Source organism: Nonomuraea sp. NPDC050536 (assembly GCF_044457685.1).
GTDB lineage: Bacteria > Actinomycetota > Actinomycetes > Streptosporangiales > Streptosporangiaceae > Nonomuraea.
On the sequence record NZ_JBITHD010000009.1, the window covers coordinates 218,536 to 234,755 of the forward strand.

The window sequence follows — 16,220 nt, forward strand, 5'->3', positions numbered from 1 at the left end:
GCCTAGTGGCAGGGCACGCCGAGCAGGTGCCGCCCGTCGTGCATGAGCTCGTGCAGATAGGACCCGGCCTGCGAGACGGCGCCGTTGTCCATCAGGACGAGATAGGCGACCAGCAGCAGCACCGGCACGGTGAGCAGCCAGAGGCCCAGACGGGGAAGGGGAACAGCGGAAGGAGTGGACAGCCCACTCATACTTGCCTCCTCAGGGATGACGCGTCCCGACCGGTGAGGTCACGATCGCCAAGCGACCTGGCTCCCGGGATCTGCGTCCCGGATACAGTGGCGCGTCCGCACCGGCATCTCACCGGATTTCTCTTGGACGATCGTGAAATCTCCCGGAATGTATCCCGTGCCCGGTTTCACGTCAACAGAGACCCCGCCGTCACCCAAGGATCCGCTCGGCTGGTCTGCCCCGCAGAGCCAGGCGGGCGGGAAGCAGCGTCGCGGCGAACGCCAGACCGATCGTGGCGCAGGCCATCGCCGCGTAGACGGCGGGCGGCACGTAGGGGAGCGGCGACCCTGTCACGGCGGTACTGAGCGCCATCAGCGTCGGCGCCGCGATCGCCGTGCCTGTCATGACCGCGATGCCGCCGACCAGGAGCGCCTCCCAGCGGATCATGCCGAGCACCTGCCGCCGGGTGCCGCCGACGAGGCGGAGCAGGGCGAACTCCCTGACCCGCGAGCCGGTGGCCATCACCAGCGTGTTCACCACCGAGATCGCGATGAACACGATGATCAGCCCGAGCGCGAGCATGTTGCCCCAGTCGTTCAGCTCCCGCGCCGTGTCGCGGACGGTGGCGGCGTCCGAGCGGTCCAGCACCGTCAGCCCCGGCGCCAGCCCGGCCAGTCGCGCCTTCGAGCCGCCGACTACGAACAGCCGCGCGCTCATGCCAGAACCGGAGTGATCACGCACCACCTCGTACGGCAGGGCGACGTCGCCGAAGCCGAGCCCCCGCTCGTAGACGGCCACGACCGTCCGCGTAACCGGAGTGCCGTCGCCGAGCCGCAGCCGCACCCTGTCACCGACCTCGGCCCCGTAGGAGCCGGCGGCGAACGTGCTCAGCGCCACCCCGTCGCCGCGCAGCCGATCCAGCGAACCGGCGCGGACACCGAGGTCGACGCCGTGCACCGGCGCCGCGAGCCCGACGGCGCCGAGCGAGGTCAGCGTGCGCTCGCCCAGCTGCTCGTACTCGCCGACCACCCGCGTGCCGAGCGCCTCCGTCACCCCGCGCACGCCGGGCAGCGCGCGGGCGGCCCTGGCCGCCTCGGGGGGAAGGCCCGGCCACGCGGACTCCAGCACGAAGTCGGCGCGATTGCCCTCCGCGGCCTGCCGGGAGGCCGCGTGGCCCATGGTCGACTGGGCGAAGACCGTGGTCGCGGCGAACGCGATCATCAGCACGAGCGGGCTCACCACGGACGCCAGCCGCCTGGCCCCCGTCGCGGTGTTCGCCACCGCCAGGTATCCGCCCACCCGCGAGGCCCGCCGGAGCACGCCGCCCACCAGCCCGGCCGCCAGCCGGACCAGCCACGGCCCGAGCAGCGCGACGGCCGTGACCAGGAAGAGCACGATCGCGCCGGCGGTGGCGGCGACCGTCTCACCCATCGCGGACATCGACAGCCCGGCGGCGCCCAACCCGAGGGCGAGGAAGACCAGACCGGCGATCACGCGTCCCCGGCCCAGTTCGCGCCGCTCCACCGCGGCCTCGCCCAGCGCCTCGGCCGGGCGGATCCGCGTCGCCCGCCGTACCGACCCTCTGGCCGCCAGCCAGGCGGCGGCGAGCCCCACCGCGACGGCGGCGAGCACCGGGATCGGCCCCGCGATCGGTTCGAACGCCTCGGGCAGCATCCCGCGCGTGACGAGCTGCCCGAGCAGCCAGCCGCCCACCACGATCCCCAGCGGCGCGCCGGCAGCGGCCGCCACGATCCCGACCAGCAGCGACTCCCGGCCGATCATCATGCGAACCTGCCTCGGGGTGGCCCCGATCGCCCGCAGCAGCGCGATCTCCCGCTCACGCTGCCGCATGGCCGGCCCGAAGGTGCCGGCGATCACGAAGACCGCCACCATCACCACGACACCGGCCAGGCCGCCGCTGAGCGCGACGAGCATCTCCCTGCTGTCCAGCATCCGCAGGTCCTCCGCGAACCCCCGCTGGTCGCCCGCGTAGGCGGCCGCGCCGGGCAGCGCGGAAGCGATGCGCTCCTTCAGCCGCTCGGGGTCGCCCGGCCCTGACACGCCGAACGCCGACACCCGGCCCGGGCGGGCGAACAGCTCCCCGGCCCGTTCCGCGGTGAAGAAGACCGACGACTGCCCGGCCAGAGCCGTCGCGGCGATCCCGGTCACGGTGTAGTCCCGCACGCCGTCCCTGCCGAGGACGCGTGCCTTCCCGCCGACCTCGAGCCGCGCCCGCGCGGCCAGCCCGGCGTCGACGACGACCTCACCGGAGGCGGCGGGCGCCCGGCCCGCGCGCAGGGAGTACGGCGTGAGCGCGGCGGACTGCCAGGCGTGCCCGTAGGTCCGGCCACCCGCACCGGGGACGCCGGCCAGCCCGACGGGGAAGGTGAGCTCGGGGACGACCCCGGTCACCCCCGGGACCCCGCGGAGCTTCTCTGCCAGGGCCGCCGGGAGGGTGACGGGCTCGGCCAGCTGCACGTTCTCCGCGTTGTCGGTCGCGGAGATCGACTGCTTCCCCGTCACCACGACCGGGGACGCGCCGTACCGCTCCGGAGGGTTGTGCGCCCGCAGGGCGCTCTCCATGAGCAGACCGCACGAGGTGACCATGGCGACCGCGAACAGCAGCGCCAGGAACGAGCCGACCAGCGGGCCCGGCCGCCCGCGCAGCATGGCGAAGGAGAGCCTCAGCACGGCACGGCCTCCTGCCGGCCGTGCCCGCCCAGCGTGGCCATGCGGCGCTGGATCGTGTCGGCCGAGGCCGACCTGACCTCGTCGACCAGGGCGCCCCCTGCCAGGAACAGCACGCTGTCGGCGTAGGAGGCGGCCACCGGATCGTGGGTCACCATCACCACCGTCTGGCCGGTCGCGTCCACCACCTGGCGCAGCAACCCAAGCACCTCGGCCGCGGTCCGCATGTCCAGAGCGCCGGTCGGCTCGTCGGCGAAGACCACCTCGGGCCGCGTCACCAGCGCCCGCGCGATCGCCACCCGCTGCTGCTGGCCGCCGGACAGCTGGGACGGGCGATGGTGCATGCGATCCGCGAGCCCCACCCGCGTGATCACCTCGCCCAGCCAGGCACGGTCCGGGCGCGTCCCCGCCAGCCGCAGCGGCAGGGTGACGTTGTCCGCCACGGTGAGCGCCGGGATCAGGTTGAAGGCCTGGAAGATGAAGCCCACCTTCTCCCTGCGCATCTCGGTCAGCTGGGTCTCACTCATCCGTGACAGCTCCGCCTCGCCGAGGTGGACCGATCCCGAGTCCGGCGTGTCCAGCCCCGCCGCGCACTGCAGGAACGTGCTCTTCCCCGATCCCGACGGCCCCATCACCGCGGTGAGCCCGCCCCGCGGCAGGTCCACCGTGACCCCGCGCAGCGCGTGCACCGCGCCCGCCCCGCTCCCGTACCTCTTCGTCACCGCGTCCAAGCGCACCGCGTGCCTGCTCACTGGGCCCCCGTCCTATCTCCGTCTTCTTGCCCGGCAACCGTATTGACCTGGGCATTTCGGGGACCATCCGGCAAACCGCCGTCTCGGGGTACGGCTAGCGGTACCGAACCACGGCTTCGCGGCGCCTGGGGGAGGTGGCTTGCCGTACAAAACGCCGAAGGCTCGATCCTGATCTACGCGGGTTCGCCTTCGACGAGCAGATCCGGCGGGCTGGACGGCAGCAGAGTGACCGTCCCGAGCAGCCAGTCGGCGAGCTGGTCGCGTTCGATGACGATGAGCGGCTGGCGGGCGGCGAGCGCTTCGGCCTTGGCCTGCCTGGTCAGCCTGCCGGAGGTGACCAGGACGCCGGTGCATCCGACGAAGGCGTTGGCCAGCGCCCCGAGAAAGTTGCGCACCTCAGGGGCGCCGACGGTGTTGCGGTAGCGCTTGCACTGGAAGGCGTACCGGCCGTGGCCGGGGGCGAGTGCGGTGATGTCGACGCCGAGGTCGCCGCTGCCGCCGCGCTTGTTCACCTGCCGGAACCCGTCGGCGCGCAGCCGTTCGACGATCAGGCGCTCGAACTGGTCGCCGGTCAGCTGGTCGACCTTGGCCAGCTCGAGGTTGGCGGCCAGGAACCGTCGCCGTTCCGCCTCGATCATGCGGTGCCGCAGGTACAGCACGCCGCAGAGCCCGGCCAACAGCAGAGCCACGACGATCAAGATCACCACCGCATTCGTAGTGACGAACCGGATCATCGCAGGCACCGCCACCAGACCGATGGGCACCACCAGGATCCAGATCCCGCCGCTGCCCCGTCTCCGCCGCCTGCTGCGCCCTCGCCTCGCCATGTGATCCTCCCGGGTGAATGGCGTCGAGAGCGAGTGTGAACACCGTGACCGACAAAATGCCGTCGATCAGGTCACCGGCGCCGCGAGGGTGGCGGCTTGGGCAGGCTTATAAGCACGTCCAGATCAAGGTGTTCCTTGCACAGGTACTTCAGCTCTTCGCACTCAATGAGCTGAATGCGACCGTGACGGGCGGCGAAATCGCGGCTCTCCTTTCCGACCCAGGAGGTGGTAACCAAAATGCCCTTGGTCGCGTGTTTGTCCTCCATCACTCCGGCGAGGGCGCGGACGCTCTCGATCCCCACGGCCTTGCTGTAGCGCTTGGCTTGGATGATGCAGAGTCCGCCGAAGACTGGGTCCTCATTTACGGCGACCGCGTCGACACCGTCGTCCTTGGAGGATTGCGTCACCCAGGATTTCATGCCCATTGCCTCGAAGAGTTGGCGGACGAAATGCTCGAACTCCGCTGGAGTCATCTGCAGAAGGTCGCGTCGACTGTCCAACCCGGCGACGGCGTCCATCCCGTCAACGAACTTGTACTGCGACAGGAGCGCCTCGAAGTCCACGACGGGCCGGACCGGCTCAAGGTCGTATGGGTGCGGGGAGACCAGCGCGTTGAGCCGCTTGAGGCACGCCACGGGATCGAGGGCCTCGATGACGAAGGTGGAGAAGACCTCTCGGGTCGCGCTGACGCTGATCAAACAGGGACGGATCGGCTGTCCCGTTGCCTTGTCCTTGGTCGAGACATGACCGTTGAACGTGGCGATCGCCACGACCTCGCCAGGATCGCCGGCGAAGACCTCGTGCAGTGTCCGGACCGCGGTCTGCGCGGTGAGACGCGCGTATCTGTCCTTGATCTCCTTGAGTTCTTGGGTCGGGCGCTTGGCGGAAACGATCTCGTCGCGGCTTGCCACGTACTTGTACTCCCGCTCGGCAGGTACAACTGACTGCGGCGGCAACTCGAACTCGACTACCAGCTCTTTCGCCTCGGGACGGTAGAGCGCTCGTGTCTTGTGTGGGAAGCCTTCCGGGTAGCGCGAGCTGTCGAGGACAAGCGTGAAGAACTCCGCCACGGCCTCAGACGCGCCGGCCAGCACCTCCTGCTCGAATGCATCGACCTGTTGGTTGTGTCGATTGGCCTCCTCTGTCGCACGGGCCACGAGCTCGTCGTGGGCTCGGCGACGCTCATCCAACCGTCGCTGGCGTTCTGTCTCGGCGGCAGCATGCCTGGCACGAGCCGCGTCGTAGGCCTCGCGCTGCGCGGCCTCTTCTCGTTCGTAACGGGAGGTGGCGCCGAAGAGGGGCGCCACCATCGCGCTCAACTAGACCACTGCTCTCGGCTTGGACTTCCCGGGATCATCTCTGGTCTTGATCTTGTGGAGCAGTCTGCTCCCGATTTGCTCCCGAAACCATGATCCATGATCTGGGAAACAGAAAACCCCAGGCGGTGACCTGGGGTTTCTCTGGTGGACGATACTGGGATTGAACCAGTGACCTCTTCCGTGTCAGGGAAGCGCTCTCCCGCTGAGCTAATCGTCCGTGAGGTGGAGACGGGATTTGAACCCGTGTAGACGGCTTTGCAGGCCGCTGCCTCGCCTCTCGGCCACTCCACCGAGACGGAAGCTCCGAGCGGAAGACGGGATTCGAACCCGCGACCCTCACCTTGGCAAGGTGATGCTCTACCACTGAGCCACTTCCGCGTCGTCGCCGCTTGCCGCGGTGACGTAGAGAACTCTAGCGAATCCCCGCCGACTCCCCAAACCGGAGCTCGCCCACCTGCTCGGCGTACCAGGTGATTTCGGCGACGTGCTCGGCGATCTCGCGCAACGTCCAGTTGGGCGTGCGCGGCGTGTCCCACTCGTCCGGGACCGTGGAGTACCGGTCCACGTACGAGCGGCCCAGGCGGATCCAGCGCGAGCGCGCCTCGGCCAGGTCGAGCTCGGTGAAGCGGGCCCAGTCCCGCTCCAGCGTGACCGCGCGGCCGTGCCAGGGGTCGGGCACCGTCGGCGCCCCGGCGACCAGCGCCTCCACCTCGGCCAGGTGGTCGATCAGATGGTCCTCGATGCGGCGGGCGGCCTTGGCGGGGGTCCAGATGTTGTCGCCGTCCGTGACGATGGCGCGCCCGTCCCAGGCCAGCCAGGTGGCGGCCAGTGCGAGGCAGCGGTCCACGGCGTCTGCTATGAGCTGTGCGGGGTTGTCCGTCATGCGGCTCATAGTGGGCCAGGAATGTTTGGCCCGCCGTCGAAGTATGGATTCTCACGATATATCGCGCTAGGCTCGCGAGCTGTTCGATATATCGTGATGTATCTGGAGGGTATCGAGATGGCTTCCCTCGGCCGTGCGTTGCGTGACCGGCTGTTCGTGGTGGGCGAGATCGTGGAGGTCGAGCAGGTCGCGCCCCGCATGCGGCGCATCAGGATCGGCGGCCCGGCGATCGCCGGCCTGACCTGGACCCCCGGCCAGCACGTGCGCGTCCAGGTGGGCCGCGGCGTGCTGCTCAGGACGTACTCCATCTGGCACCTCGACCCCACCTGGGAGACCCTCGACCTGATCGGCTACGACCACGGCGGCGACGCGCCCGGCGCCGCCTGGGTCCGCACCGCGCGCGCCGGCAACGAGGTCGCCTTCACCCACCCTGACGGCAAGCTCGTGGTACGGCCGGCTGCCTACCACCTCTTCGCCGGGGAGGAGACGGCGTCGGTGGCCTTCGGTGCGATGCTGCGCGCCCTACGCCCCGCCGACCAGGCCTTCGGCGTGGTCGAGGCCGAGAGCCCCCACGACCACCTCGACCTCCCACGCCCCCTCAACCGCATCTCCCGCCAAGGCCCCCACACCACCCCCTCCAAACCCTTGCTCGAAGCCGTGGCCGACCTCCCCCTGCCGGGCGCCTCCGGCATCGCCTACCTGGCCGGCGAAGCCCGCACCATCCAGGCCATCCGCACCCACCTCGTCAAGGACCGCGGCTGGCCCCGCCGCTCCATCCTCACCAAGCCCTTCTGGGCCCCCGGCCGCCGCGGCCTCGACTAACTCCACCCCCACGCCCTGTACGGCGGGTGACTGGGACCTGGTACGGCGGGTCACTGGGCACGGTGAGGTGGGTCAACCGAGACCTGGTCGGGAGTGGTCTCGCGCTCGAGGCGCTTTCAGGCGCCGGGTCGGCGGGACGGCGTATGGCGAAGGTCGGCGCCTTGTGCGGCGCGACGCCGGGGCCTGGTGCGGCGGGTCAGGGGGAGCGTGTTCGTACGGCGGGCAGGCGGGGGCCGTGGTGTCTGGGCAGGGTGGGGTGTTGCGGTGGGGTGTGGGGAGCTGGAGGAGCGTCTCCCTGGACGGGGGCCGGCCGGAGTGCGGCGGTTGGCGGTGGCGGCGGCCCGCCGTATCGAGAGGTCGCGCCGTACAGAGTGAGGGCGGCGCGGACGAGCGGATGGGTGCGGTCTCACCGGTATTCGAGCATCCACTGCATCAGCGGTCACTCGGAAAGCGTCGCGACCGCGGCCTCGAGGTCGGGGTCGGTGGGCAGGGTGTACAGCCGCGTCATGTCGAGCCGCGCGTGACCCAGGACCTGGGCCACGACGACGAGGCCGACACCGCTGCGCAGCAGGTTGGTGCCGAAGGTGTGACGTATCCAGCGGTCCACAAACAAATTGCGCAAATTTATTGCGCAATTCTTTTTTCGCTTCTACCTTGGACGCATGGCCCGGAGAAACGTGCGTCGCATCAGGGACCTCGAAACGCTCAAGGCGCTGGGGCATCCGCTGCGGACGCAGCTTTACCGTGCGCTCAGGGTGGCCCACCGCGCCACCGCCTCACAGCTCGCCGACCAGGTCGACGAGGCGGTCTCGCTGGTCAGCTACCACCTGCGCAAGCTGGCAGCGCACGGACTGATCGAGGAAGCCGAGCAAGGCGGCAAGGACGGCCGCGAGCGCTGGTGGCAGATGGCGGTCGGCGGCATCAGCACCGAAGACGAGGACTTCAGAGAGACCCCGGAGAGCGAAGGCGCCTACATCGCGCTGTCACGGCTGGTGGCTCGGCAGCGCGCCGAAATGTATCAGAGCTACCTCGACACCAAGTCCGCCTGGCCGGACGACTGGCGCGACGCCTCCTTCAGCTCCGAATACCTGATGTCGCTCACCCCGGAGGAGTTCGGCCGCCTCAGGGAAGAGATGAAAGAGCTCCTCAAGAAATGGGAGGCGCACAGCGACGCCGCCCGCGAGGCAGGCGACCGCGAGGGCCGCGAGCACGTCACCGTGCACACGATCGGCTTCCCGTTCCGACCGTGACGACCATCCAGGAGACCACGATGCATCCAGACTTATATCTGTTCGTGGAACGCGTGCGAGCCAGTGAACTGCGGGAGGAGGCAGGCCGGCAGCGTAAAGCCCGCCTGATCGCCCCCGCGTCGATCATCAGCGCCTTCGGCGAGCGACTCGGCTGGGCCCTGGTGAGGACGGGCCTGCGGCTCGTGGACCGCCACGCCTGCAGGCCGCAGTGGTCGCCGTCCGTGCCGCCCCGGTGATTGACGGCCTCGACACGATTCCCAGGCAGGACCTAGCGCTCATCATGGCCTGAGGCGGGGAGTGTCACAGCGGTCCCAACGTCACAATGTCATAAGAGAATGCCGCGCCGTACAGGAGTTATGGGGTCGCGTCGCGGGTGCGGGCGCGGAAGGCGGCGGTTTTGACGCGGCCCTGGCAGGCCGTCGAGCAGAAGCGGCGCGTCCCGTTGCGGGAGACGTCCACGTAGACCCGGTCGCAGTGCGGAGCCGTGCACACCCCGAGCCGGTCGTGGAACTCCCCGCCCAGCACGATCGCCAGAGCCGTCGCGCAGGACGCCGCCCAGTCGCCGGGCATGCTGCCGGCGGGCCCGTGGAAGTGCAGGTGCCAGGGCTCCCCGTCGTGCCGGGACAGGCGCGGCCGCGCGTCGGTCTCGTCCAGGAGCCCGTTGACCTCGCCCGCGGCCCCGTCCAGGTCGCCCGCGGCCACCGCGTCGAAGACTCCGCGCAGCCGCGAGGCCAGAGAGGCCAGCGAAGCCGCCTCGCCGGGGGAGGGCTCCCGGTGCGCGGGATGGCCCGTACGCAGCCCCTCGGTGGCGGCCTCCACCAGGTCGGCGGGCGGCTCGTAGGGCCGGCCGCGCCGTTCGCCGGGCGTCAGCGCGTTGATCAGGCCCACGGTCGTGCGGACCACACCATCGGTGTGACTGTTGAAGTTCACTTGACCGGTTACACCTCTACGTTCTAGCGTGTGACTACCCAAAGCTTAAACGACGGTTACGGGAGGACTTGTGCTCACCAACGATGCCGCACTTGAGTGGATCGCGCGCTGGGATCGGCAGCAGGAGGGCTATCTGCCCGATCGTGAGGAGCGTTTCACCGCGCTGATCGACGCCGTGGAGGCCGCGGCGGGGCCCGCGCCGGTGGTCGTGGACCTGGGGTGCGGACCGGGCTCGCTGTCGGCGCGCCTGCTCGAGCGGCTGCCGGAGGCCACGGTCGTGTCCGTCGACGCCGACCCGCTGTTGATCGGCCTGGGCAAGGCCGCCTACCCGCGGCTGAACTTCGTCTCCCTCGACCTGCGAACCCCCGGCTGGAGTGCCGGGCTCCGCCTCGACCGTCAGGTCGACGTCGCCGTCAGCACCACCGCGCTGCACTGGATCTCCAGCCCCGAGCTGGAAGTCGTGTACGGCGAGCTGGCCTCGATCCTCAAGCCAGGCGGCCTGCTGCTCAACGGCGACCACCTCGACGGCGACGACACCTCGCCCGCGATCGCGCGCCTGGAGCGGGCGGTGCACGACAGGGAGACGGCCCGCCGCTTCGCCGACAGCCCGCCGGAGGACTGGCGCCAGTGGTGGGACGCCATCACCGCCGACCCCGCCCTCGCCGAGCTCAACGACGCCAGGTCCACCGCCGGCGCCGACCACAGCGGCTCGGAGTCGCACCTGCTGTCCACCCACCTCCAGGCGCTCAAAGCGGCCGGATTCACCGAGACAGGGACCCTCTGGCAGCGCGGCAACAACCGCCTGCTCTGCGCCGTCCGCTGATCCCCTCTGTACGGCAGGCCGCCCGGGCAGGGATCGGGGCACACTTCGATCGGGGTCGAAACATGGTTGGGCTAACGTCGGGACTATGGCAGTGGAACACGTGGCAGGCGACGCCGACATCGCTCCCGTCGCCGCGCTCATCGCCGACCCGACCAGGGCCGCCATCCTGACCGCGCTGCTCGGCGGCAAGGCGCTGGCCGCGGGCGAGCTGGCCAGGCTGTCCGGGGTGAGCCCGGCCACGGCCAGCGCCCACCTGGCCAAGCTCCTCGACGGCCACCTGGTGAACGTCGTCAAGCAGGGCAGGCACCGCTACTACCGGCTGTCCGGCCACGAGATCGCCGAGGTGCTGGAGGTGCTGGCCAGGATCAGCGTGCGGCCGGCCGTACAGTCGCTGCGGCAGTCGCGGCAGGCGCGGCAGCTCGAGGAGGCCCGCACCTGCTACGACCACCTGGCGGGACGGGCGGGCGTGGCGCTGCTCGACCAGCTCAGGGAGGGCGGCTACCTGGACGGGGTGGATCCCACAGAAACAGGAGAAACCCTGCTGAGAAGCCTCGGGGTCGACGTGGCAGGAGCCAGGAGGGCGCGCAGGCGGTTCGCTGCGGAATGCCTGGACTGGACCGAACGCCGCGCCCACCTGGGCGGCGCGCTCGGCGCGGCCATCACGGGCGTGCTGCTGGAGCGCGGGTGGTACGTGCGAGGCAAGATCCCGCGCGCGGTGACGCTCACCGACGAGGGCAGGCAGGGCCTCGAGGCGATGTTCTCCGGTAAGGAGCTAACATCGCATACGCCGGTTACCTAAGCGAGAGAGTTGCAATATGCGCGACAACGGAGTCGTGAACGTCGGTCCGGAGCCACTGACCTTCGACGACGTCATCCGAGTGGCCCGACACGGCGCCGCCGTACAGCTCACCGACGATGCGATCGCGGCTATCTCCGCGGCGCGGCAGCGTGTGGACGAGCTGGCCGAGAGTCCCGTGCCGGCCTATGGGGTCTCGACCGGGTTCGGCGCCCTGGCGACCCGGCACATCGACCCGGCGCTGCGCGCCCAGCTGCAGCGCTCGCTGGTGCGCTCGCACGCGGCCGGCAGCGGGCCCGAGGTGGAGACCGAGGTGGTGCGCGCGCTCATGCTGCTGCGCCTGCACACGCTGGCCACCGGCCACACCGGCATCCGCCCGACGACGGCCAAGACCCTCGGCGCGTTGATCAGCGCGGGGATCACCCCGGTCGTGCACGAGTACGGCTCGCTCGGCTGCTCCGGCGACCTGGCGCCGCTGGCTCACGTGGCCCTCACGCTCATGGGCGAGGGCGTCGTGCGGGACAGGGCGGGGAACCTCACCTCGGCCGCCGAGGCGCTCAAGCAGGCCGGCATCGAGCCCGTGGAGCTGGCCGCCAAGGAGGGCCTGGCCCTCATCAACGGCACCGATGGCATGCTGGGCATGCTCATCCTGGCCATCGACGACCTGACCGGGCTGCTCAAGACCGCCGACGTGAGCGCGGCGATGTCCGTGGAGGCCCTGCTGGGCACCGACGCGGTGTTCGCCCCCGAGCTGCAGGCCCTGCGCCCGCAGCCCGGCCAGGCACTGGCCGCCGCCAACATGCGCAAGGTATTGGCCGCCTCCGGCATCATGGCCAGCCACCGCGACCCGAACGCCTGCACCCGCGTCCAGGACGCCTACTCGCTGCGCTGCGCCCCGCAGGTGGCCGGCGCCGCCCGCGACACGGTCGCGCATGCGACCAACGTGGCCACCTGGGAGCTGGCCAGCGCCGTCGACAACCCGGCGGTGCTCGACGACGGGCGGGTGGAGTCCAACGGCAACTTCCACGGCGCGCCCGTCGCCTACGTGCTGGACTTCCTGGCGATCGTGGCCGCCGACGTCGCGTCCATGTCCGAGCGGCGCACCGACCGCTTCCTGGACGTGGCGCGCAACCACGGCCTGCCCGCGTTCCTGGCCGACGACCCGGGTGTCGACTCGGGCCACATGATCGCCCAGTACACGCAGGCCGCCATCGTGTCGGAGATGAAGCGGCTGGCCGTGCCCGCCAGCGTCGACTCCATCCCGAGCTCGGCCATGCAGGAGGACCACGTCTCGATGGGCTGGTCCGCGGCCCGCAAGCTGCGCAGGGCCGTCGACGGCCTGACCCGGGTGCTGGCCGTCGAGGTCCTCACCGCCGCCCGGGCCATCGACCTGCGCGCCCCGCTCGAGCCCGCCCCCGCCACCGGCGCCGTGGTCGCCGCGCTCAGGGAGAGCGTGCCCGGCCCCGGCTCCGACCGGTTCCTGGCGCCGGAGATCGAGAGCGTGGTCCGCCTGGTCGCCGACGGCACGGTCGTCACCGCCGCGGAAGCAGTGACAGGCCCCCTCGCCTAGCGGGGCGGAGGCGGTCAGCTGTAGAAGCGGTAGACCGCCTCCGCCACGCAAGCCGGCCTGCCGGCGCCCTCGATCTCGACCGTGAAGGCCATGGTGACCTGCGCGCCGCCCTCGACCTCGGTGACGTCGGCGACCTTGCCCGCGAGCCTGATGCGGGAGCCGACGGGCACGGGAGCGGGGAAGCGCAGCTTGTTGAGCCCGTAGTTGACCTTCATACCGATGCCGTGGACCTCGAGCAGCTCGTTGAACAGCGGGATCAGTACGGTGAACACCACCGCGCGCTTGACCTCATCGAGGTCGTCTAGCAGCCCGGTGCCGCTGGTCTCGCGGGTGACGGCGACCGCCACCACGGTCGGCAGAATTGCTTCGGCTGAAGAGAATATGCCATACATCGCGGGACCCAGGTGATGGTTCGTCACCCGCGTGGGCAGCCAGGATCGGATGCTTCTTCAAACCTGTACATCCGGATCTAGGGCGTTGACCTGGGGCTTTGTGACCTGTCGATGAGGCGACCGGCTGGTCGAAGTCTGTTGCCCACCTGATACCCGGTTGCGATGTGATGGGCGCTACCGCGCCCTACCGTGGCGGATCATGATGCGGGTCGCCTGTTCGAAAAAGCTTCATGTGATAGAGACCGACGAGGTCGTGATAAGGACGACTGGTTACTGGTCCCTGAGGGCCGCCGAGGCGGCCGGCACCGATGAAGATGCGCAGCGATGGCTAGGTTGGCCTTCCGACATGGTGCGAGGCTACGAAAGCTCGCGGGACGAGCTGCTGAACCTCGAACTGGATGATGAGCCGGACCCCGTCGGCTCTGGTTGGTTCGCGCTCATCAACAGGCGTAATCATCGGATTATGGGCACTGTAAAGATTACCTCGTCGCGATCGACCCGGCCTGAGATCGGCGGGTATCTGGCGCCGCAATACCGAGGTCAAGGGCTAGGGGCGCAACTGTTCACGCTGGGCCGTATCCTGGCACACGCACACCTCGGACTGCCGGAGATATACGCGGGTACCGAGGTTGGAAACGTAGCCTGCCGGCAATCTCTGCTGAAGGCCGGATTCACGCCGACGGACGGCACCGCTCATCACACCCTGCCGGACGGGCGGGAGGTTCGCGGCGGGTGGTTCAGGAGTGCCATGACGTGCGACGTCATTTGCGGATATCGACGATCCAGGCCACGGTGGTGGCGCCTTGGGATCGGAAAACGGTCCTAATGATGGTTGGTCATGTAAAACTCTGAGCGATCAGGCCAGTCTGGTCAGACGGCCCAGAGACGAGACCAAGAAGAAGCCAGGTTCAAGGCGGGCTGTAGGCCAGGCTGGATCCAGTGACCTGCACCAAAGCTGCACAACAGCATCACCACCTTCTTCACATCGGTACGGCAGCATCGCATCGTGCGCCTTCTGTCTAAGATCGCGATTGCGACATTACTCATCCCCACGGTTGGCTGCGGAACTGTCATCGAAGCCAACCCGCCCGAGGAGACACGCCGCATCACGATGGACGACCTTCTACTTCCGGACGAACAGCTTCCGGCGAAACCGGCCAATGGAGCATGGAAGGTATCGCACGAAGACGTAAATCCGGAGACTGATGATCTCGACCTTGCCGGCAAGCCTCAAGGCAAGTCGGCTCTGTTCTTCGGAGATCAAGAAGAGCGGCTGAGGACGCGGGATGGACTGGTTCAACGAATTCATCGGCTGGACAGCTCGTCTGCCGCCGAGGCTGAACAGAGAGACGCACCTTATGGAAGGAACATCGTTGACGCGGAGAACCCCTACGGGCCCATCGTCCCGATGCCCCTCACGGCAGCGTCGCTCCATGGCGATTCGCCAGCTCTAATGTGCGCAGGCGAGGGAAAAGATCTTGAGAGGTCATGCCCCTATTGGCAGTTTCGCGAAAGATTTGGCGCGTACCTGGTCGATGTAGATTACTCAAGTAACTACGACCCTCAGCGCCGACTGATTCCGAAGGAAGAGTTCCTCGCTGTCGTGCAGGCCGTTGACCGCCACGTCAACGAAATGCTCAAGGACCGAGTAGAACCCTCCTCGAATCCCAGCGAGAGCTAACTGGATCGGGACCGCGGACAAGCCAGTCGTCGATCTTCACGTACAGGGCGGTGAGAAGGGTGTTGAGGTCTTTCGTCACCGATCGATCTTCAACACCCTTCGTCATTCCCGCAGCTAGGGGAGGGCGACGATGAGGTCCACCTCCAGCACCACGCCCTCCATGAACAGCCGCGACACCTCCACCGTCGTGCTGGCCGGCGGCGTGCCGGTCAGGTAGCGCGTGCGCACCGCGCCCAGCTCCAGCCGCTGGTCCATGTCCGTCAGGTACGTCCGGATGAACGCGATGTCCTCGAAGCCGGCGCCCTGGTCCGCGAGGATCCTGGCGATGTTCTGGAAGACGAACTCCGCCTGGGCGGTCATGTCGCCGGGCGCCACGACCTTGCCGTCGTCGTCGAAGGCGGCCTGACCGCTGATGTAGAGCGTGTCACCCGCCCGTACGGCATGCGAGTAGTAGCCGTTGGTGGGCGGGATGCTCGTCACGTTGACCGGCACGGCCCTCGGCGTCTTGCCCTTGAGCGCGACGAACCGGGCGATGGCCGTCAGGTCACGGTCACCGAGCCCGGCGGACTCCGCCTCCTGCAGCCACTCGCGTGCCCTGGCCACCGTGGGCGCGCCCGGCCAGGCCGCCAGCCGCAGGTCCTTGGCCGCCAGCCCGAGCGCGTAACGGGTCTCGGCCGACGGGGCGGCCACCCGCTCCGCCAGCCCGCCGAGCGGTGTCCGCGACAGCACGTCGACCAGCTGGGCCCGGTCCACGCCGTGCGCCTCGCCGTACGCCAGCGTCTCGGCGAGCACCACCTGGGCGGGCACGAGCGCGCTCATCACGGCCAGCTTCATCGCCGCGCCCGCACCCAGCGGCCCGCAGGCGCGCACCGTGCCGAAGACGTCCAGCACCTCGCGCACCTCGCCGAGCTCGCCGCCGGCCAGCACGACCAGCGTGCCGTCGGCGGCCGGGCCGACGCTGCCCAGCACCGGCGCGTCCACCAGCCAGACCTCGCGCGGCAGCAGCTCCCTCAGCTCCGCGACGGCTTCCGGCCCGATCGTGGACATCTCCACCACCGTCGCGCCCGGCCGCAGCCCCGGCACCGCCGCCGTCAGCACCTCCCGCACCGCGTCGGGGTCGCTGAGCATGGTGATCACCAGGTCCGCGTCCGCGACCGCCTCGGCGACCGTCACGCCCGTGCCCCGCCGCCACGTCGTCACCTTGTGCCCGGCCTCGCTCAGCCGGCGCGCCATGGGGACGCCCATGCGTCCCTGTCCAAGAAAAGTAATCATGCGAACATTCAACCTAGATGCGAGGCATTCCACCACCGACTAGA

At 69.4% G+C, this 16,220-nt stretch carries 18 protein-coding genes, 3 tRNA genes and 1 riboswitch; of the genes, 8 read left to right on the forward strand and 13 right to left on the reverse strand.

What is annotated here, in order from left to right:
- Positions 1–2: 2 nt before the first annotated feature.
- From ACIBHX_RS25740 to ACIBHX_RS25780, 9 genes are all read right to left on the reverse strand, one after another.
- Positions 3–191 carry a CbtB-domain containing protein gene (locus ACIBHX_RS25740; RefSeq protein WP_397069786.1) on the reverse strand — a complete coding sequence of 63 codons (189 nt, stop codon included), beginning with the start codon at positions 189–191 and terminating at the stop codon, positions 3–5.
- Between the two features lie 33 nt (positions 192–224).
- Positions 225–371: riboswitch (cobalamin riboswitch) on the reverse strand.
- A gap of 10 nt (positions 372–381) precedes the next feature.
- On the reverse strand, positions 382–2,862 hold the full coding sequence (locus ACIBHX_RS25745; RefSeq protein WP_397069787.1) for an FtsX-like permease family protein: 2,481 nt from the start codon (positions 2,860–2,862) through the stop codon (positions 382–384).
- Positions 2,856–3,611 carry an ABC transporter ATP-binding protein gene (locus ACIBHX_RS25750; protein ID WP_397069788.1) on the reverse strand — a complete coding sequence of 252 codons (756 nt, stop codon included), beginning with the start codon at positions 3,609–3,611 and terminating at the stop codon, positions 2,856–2,858. The genes ACIBHX_RS25745 and ACIBHX_RS25750 overlap by 7 nt, the downstream gene beginning before the upstream one ends.
- Before the next feature lie 173 nt (positions 3,612–3,784).
- On the reverse strand, positions 3,785–4,438 hold the full coding sequence (locus ACIBHX_RS25755) for a restriction endonuclease (RefSeq protein WP_397069790.1): 654 nt from the start codon (positions 4,436–4,438) through the stop codon (positions 3,785–3,787).
- Positions 4,439–4,509: 71 nt separating this feature from the next.
- On the reverse strand, positions 4,510–5,748 hold the full coding sequence (locus ACIBHX_RS25760; protein ID WP_397069930.1) for a restriction endonuclease: 1,239 nt from the start codon (positions 5,746–5,748) through the stop codon (positions 4,510–4,512).
- Positions 5,749–5,899: 151 nt separating this feature from the next.
- Positions 5,900–5,974, reverse strand: a tRNA-Val gene (locus ACIBHX_RS25765).
- Positions 5,975–5,977: 3 nt separating this feature from the next.
- Positions 5,978–6,048, reverse strand: a tRNA-Cys gene (locus tag ACIBHX_RS25770).
- A 15-nt stretch (positions 6,049–6,063) separates the two neighbouring features.
- Positions 6,064–6,135 (reverse strand) — tRNA-Gly (locus tag ACIBHX_RS25775).
- Between the two features lie 34 nt (positions 6,136–6,169).
- Complete coding sequence (locus ACIBHX_RS25780) at positions 6,170–6,640, reverse strand: hypothetical protein (RefSeq protein WP_397069791.1); 471 nt, start codon at positions 6,638–6,640, stop codon at positions 6,170–6,172.
- A 117-nt stretch (positions 6,641–6,757) separates the two neighbouring features.
- On the opposite strand from ACIBHX_RS25780, the gene ACIBHX_RS25785 reads away from it, so the two are divergent.
- Complete coding sequence (locus ACIBHX_RS25785) at positions 6,758–7,462, forward strand: siderophore-interacting protein (RefSeq protein ID WP_397069792.1); 705 nt, start codon at positions 6,758–6,760, stop codon at positions 7,460–7,462.
- Between the two features lie 439 nt (positions 7,463–7,901).
- On the opposite strand, the gene ACIBHX_RS25790 is transcribed toward ACIBHX_RS25785, so the two are convergent.
- Positions 7,902–8,069 (reverse strand): tyrosine-type recombinase/integrase, encoded by a 168-nt coding sequence (locus tag ACIBHX_RS25790; protein ID WP_397069793.1) that lies wholly within the window; start codon positions 8,067–8,069, stop codon positions 7,902–7,904.
- A gap of 55 nt (positions 8,070–8,124) precedes the next feature.
- Between ACIBHX_RS25790 and ACIBHX_RS25795 the strand changes: the two genes are divergently transcribed.
- Together ACIBHX_RS25795 and ACIBHX_RS25800 are read left to right on the forward strand one after the other, a co-directional pair.
- Positions 8,125–8,712 (forward strand): helix-turn-helix domain-containing protein, encoded by a 588-nt coding sequence (locus ACIBHX_RS25795; RefSeq protein ID WP_397069794.1) that lies wholly within the window; start codon positions 8,125–8,127, stop codon positions 8,710–8,712.
- A gap of 20 nt (positions 8,713–8,732) precedes the next feature.
- Entirely contained in the window at positions 8,733–8,948 is a 216-nt protein-coding gene (locus ACIBHX_RS25800) for a hypothetical protein (protein ID WP_397069795.1), read from the forward strand.
- Between the two features lie 118 nt (positions 8,949–9,066).
- Here the strand turns inward: ACIBHX_RS25800 and ACIBHX_RS25805 are convergent, their stop codons facing one another.
- A complete protein-coding gene (locus tag ACIBHX_RS25805) occupies positions 9,067–9,642 on the reverse strand; it encodes a CGNR zinc finger domain-containing protein (protein WP_397069796.1) in 576 nt (191 codons plus the stop codon).
- Between the two features lie 70 nt (positions 9,643–9,712).
- Between ACIBHX_RS25805 and ACIBHX_RS25810 the strand changes: the two genes are divergently transcribed.
- From ACIBHX_RS25810 to hutH, 3 genes are all read left to right on the forward strand, one after another.
- Complete coding sequence (locus ACIBHX_RS25810) at positions 9,713–10,465, forward strand: class I SAM-dependent methyltransferase (RefSeq protein ID WP_397069797.1); 753 nt, start codon at positions 9,713–9,715, stop codon at positions 10,463–10,465.
- Positions 10,466–10,550: 85 nt separating this feature from the next.
- Entirely contained in the window at positions 10,551–11,264 is a 714-nt protein-coding gene (locus tag ACIBHX_RS25815; protein WP_397069798.1) for an ArsR/SmtB family transcription factor, read from the forward strand.
- Between the two features lie 16 nt (positions 11,265–11,280).
- Complete coding sequence (hutH, locus tag ACIBHX_RS25820) at positions 11,281–12,831, forward strand: histidine ammonia-lyase (protein ID WP_397069799.1); 1,551 nt, start codon at positions 11,281–11,283, stop codon at positions 12,829–12,831.
- Positions 12,832–12,845: 14 nt separating this feature from the next.
- On the opposite strand, the gene ACIBHX_RS25825 is transcribed toward hutH, so the two are convergent.
- Positions 12,846–13,181, reverse strand: coding sequence for a hypothetical protein (locus ACIBHX_RS25825; protein WP_397069800.1), 336 nt, complete (start codon positions 13,179–13,181; stop codon positions 12,846–12,848).
- Positions 13,182–13,422: 241 nt separating this feature from the next.
- On the opposite strand from ACIBHX_RS25825, the gene ACIBHX_RS25830 reads away from it, so the two are divergent.
- Together ACIBHX_RS25830 and ACIBHX_RS25835 are read left to right on the forward strand one after the other, a co-directional pair.
- A complete protein-coding gene (locus tag ACIBHX_RS25830; protein WP_397069801.1) occupies positions 13,423–14,049 on the forward strand; it encodes a GNAT family N-acetyltransferase in 627 nt (208 codons plus the stop codon).
- Positions 14,050–14,229: 180 nt separating this feature from the next.
- Positions 14,230–14,904 carry a hypothetical protein gene (locus tag ACIBHX_RS25835; protein WP_397069802.1) on the forward strand — a complete coding sequence of 225 codons (675 nt, stop codon included), beginning with the start codon at positions 14,230–14,232 and terminating at the stop codon, positions 14,902–14,904.
- A gap of 114 nt (positions 14,905–15,018) precedes the next feature.
- Here the strand turns inward: ACIBHX_RS25835 and ACIBHX_RS25840 are convergent, their stop codons facing one another.
- A complete protein-coding gene (locus tag ACIBHX_RS25840) occupies positions 15,019–16,176 on the reverse strand; it encodes an NAD(P)-binding domain-containing protein (protein WP_397069803.1) in 1,158 nt (385 codons plus the stop codon).
- Between the last annotated feature and the right edge of the window lie 44 nt (positions 16,177–16,220).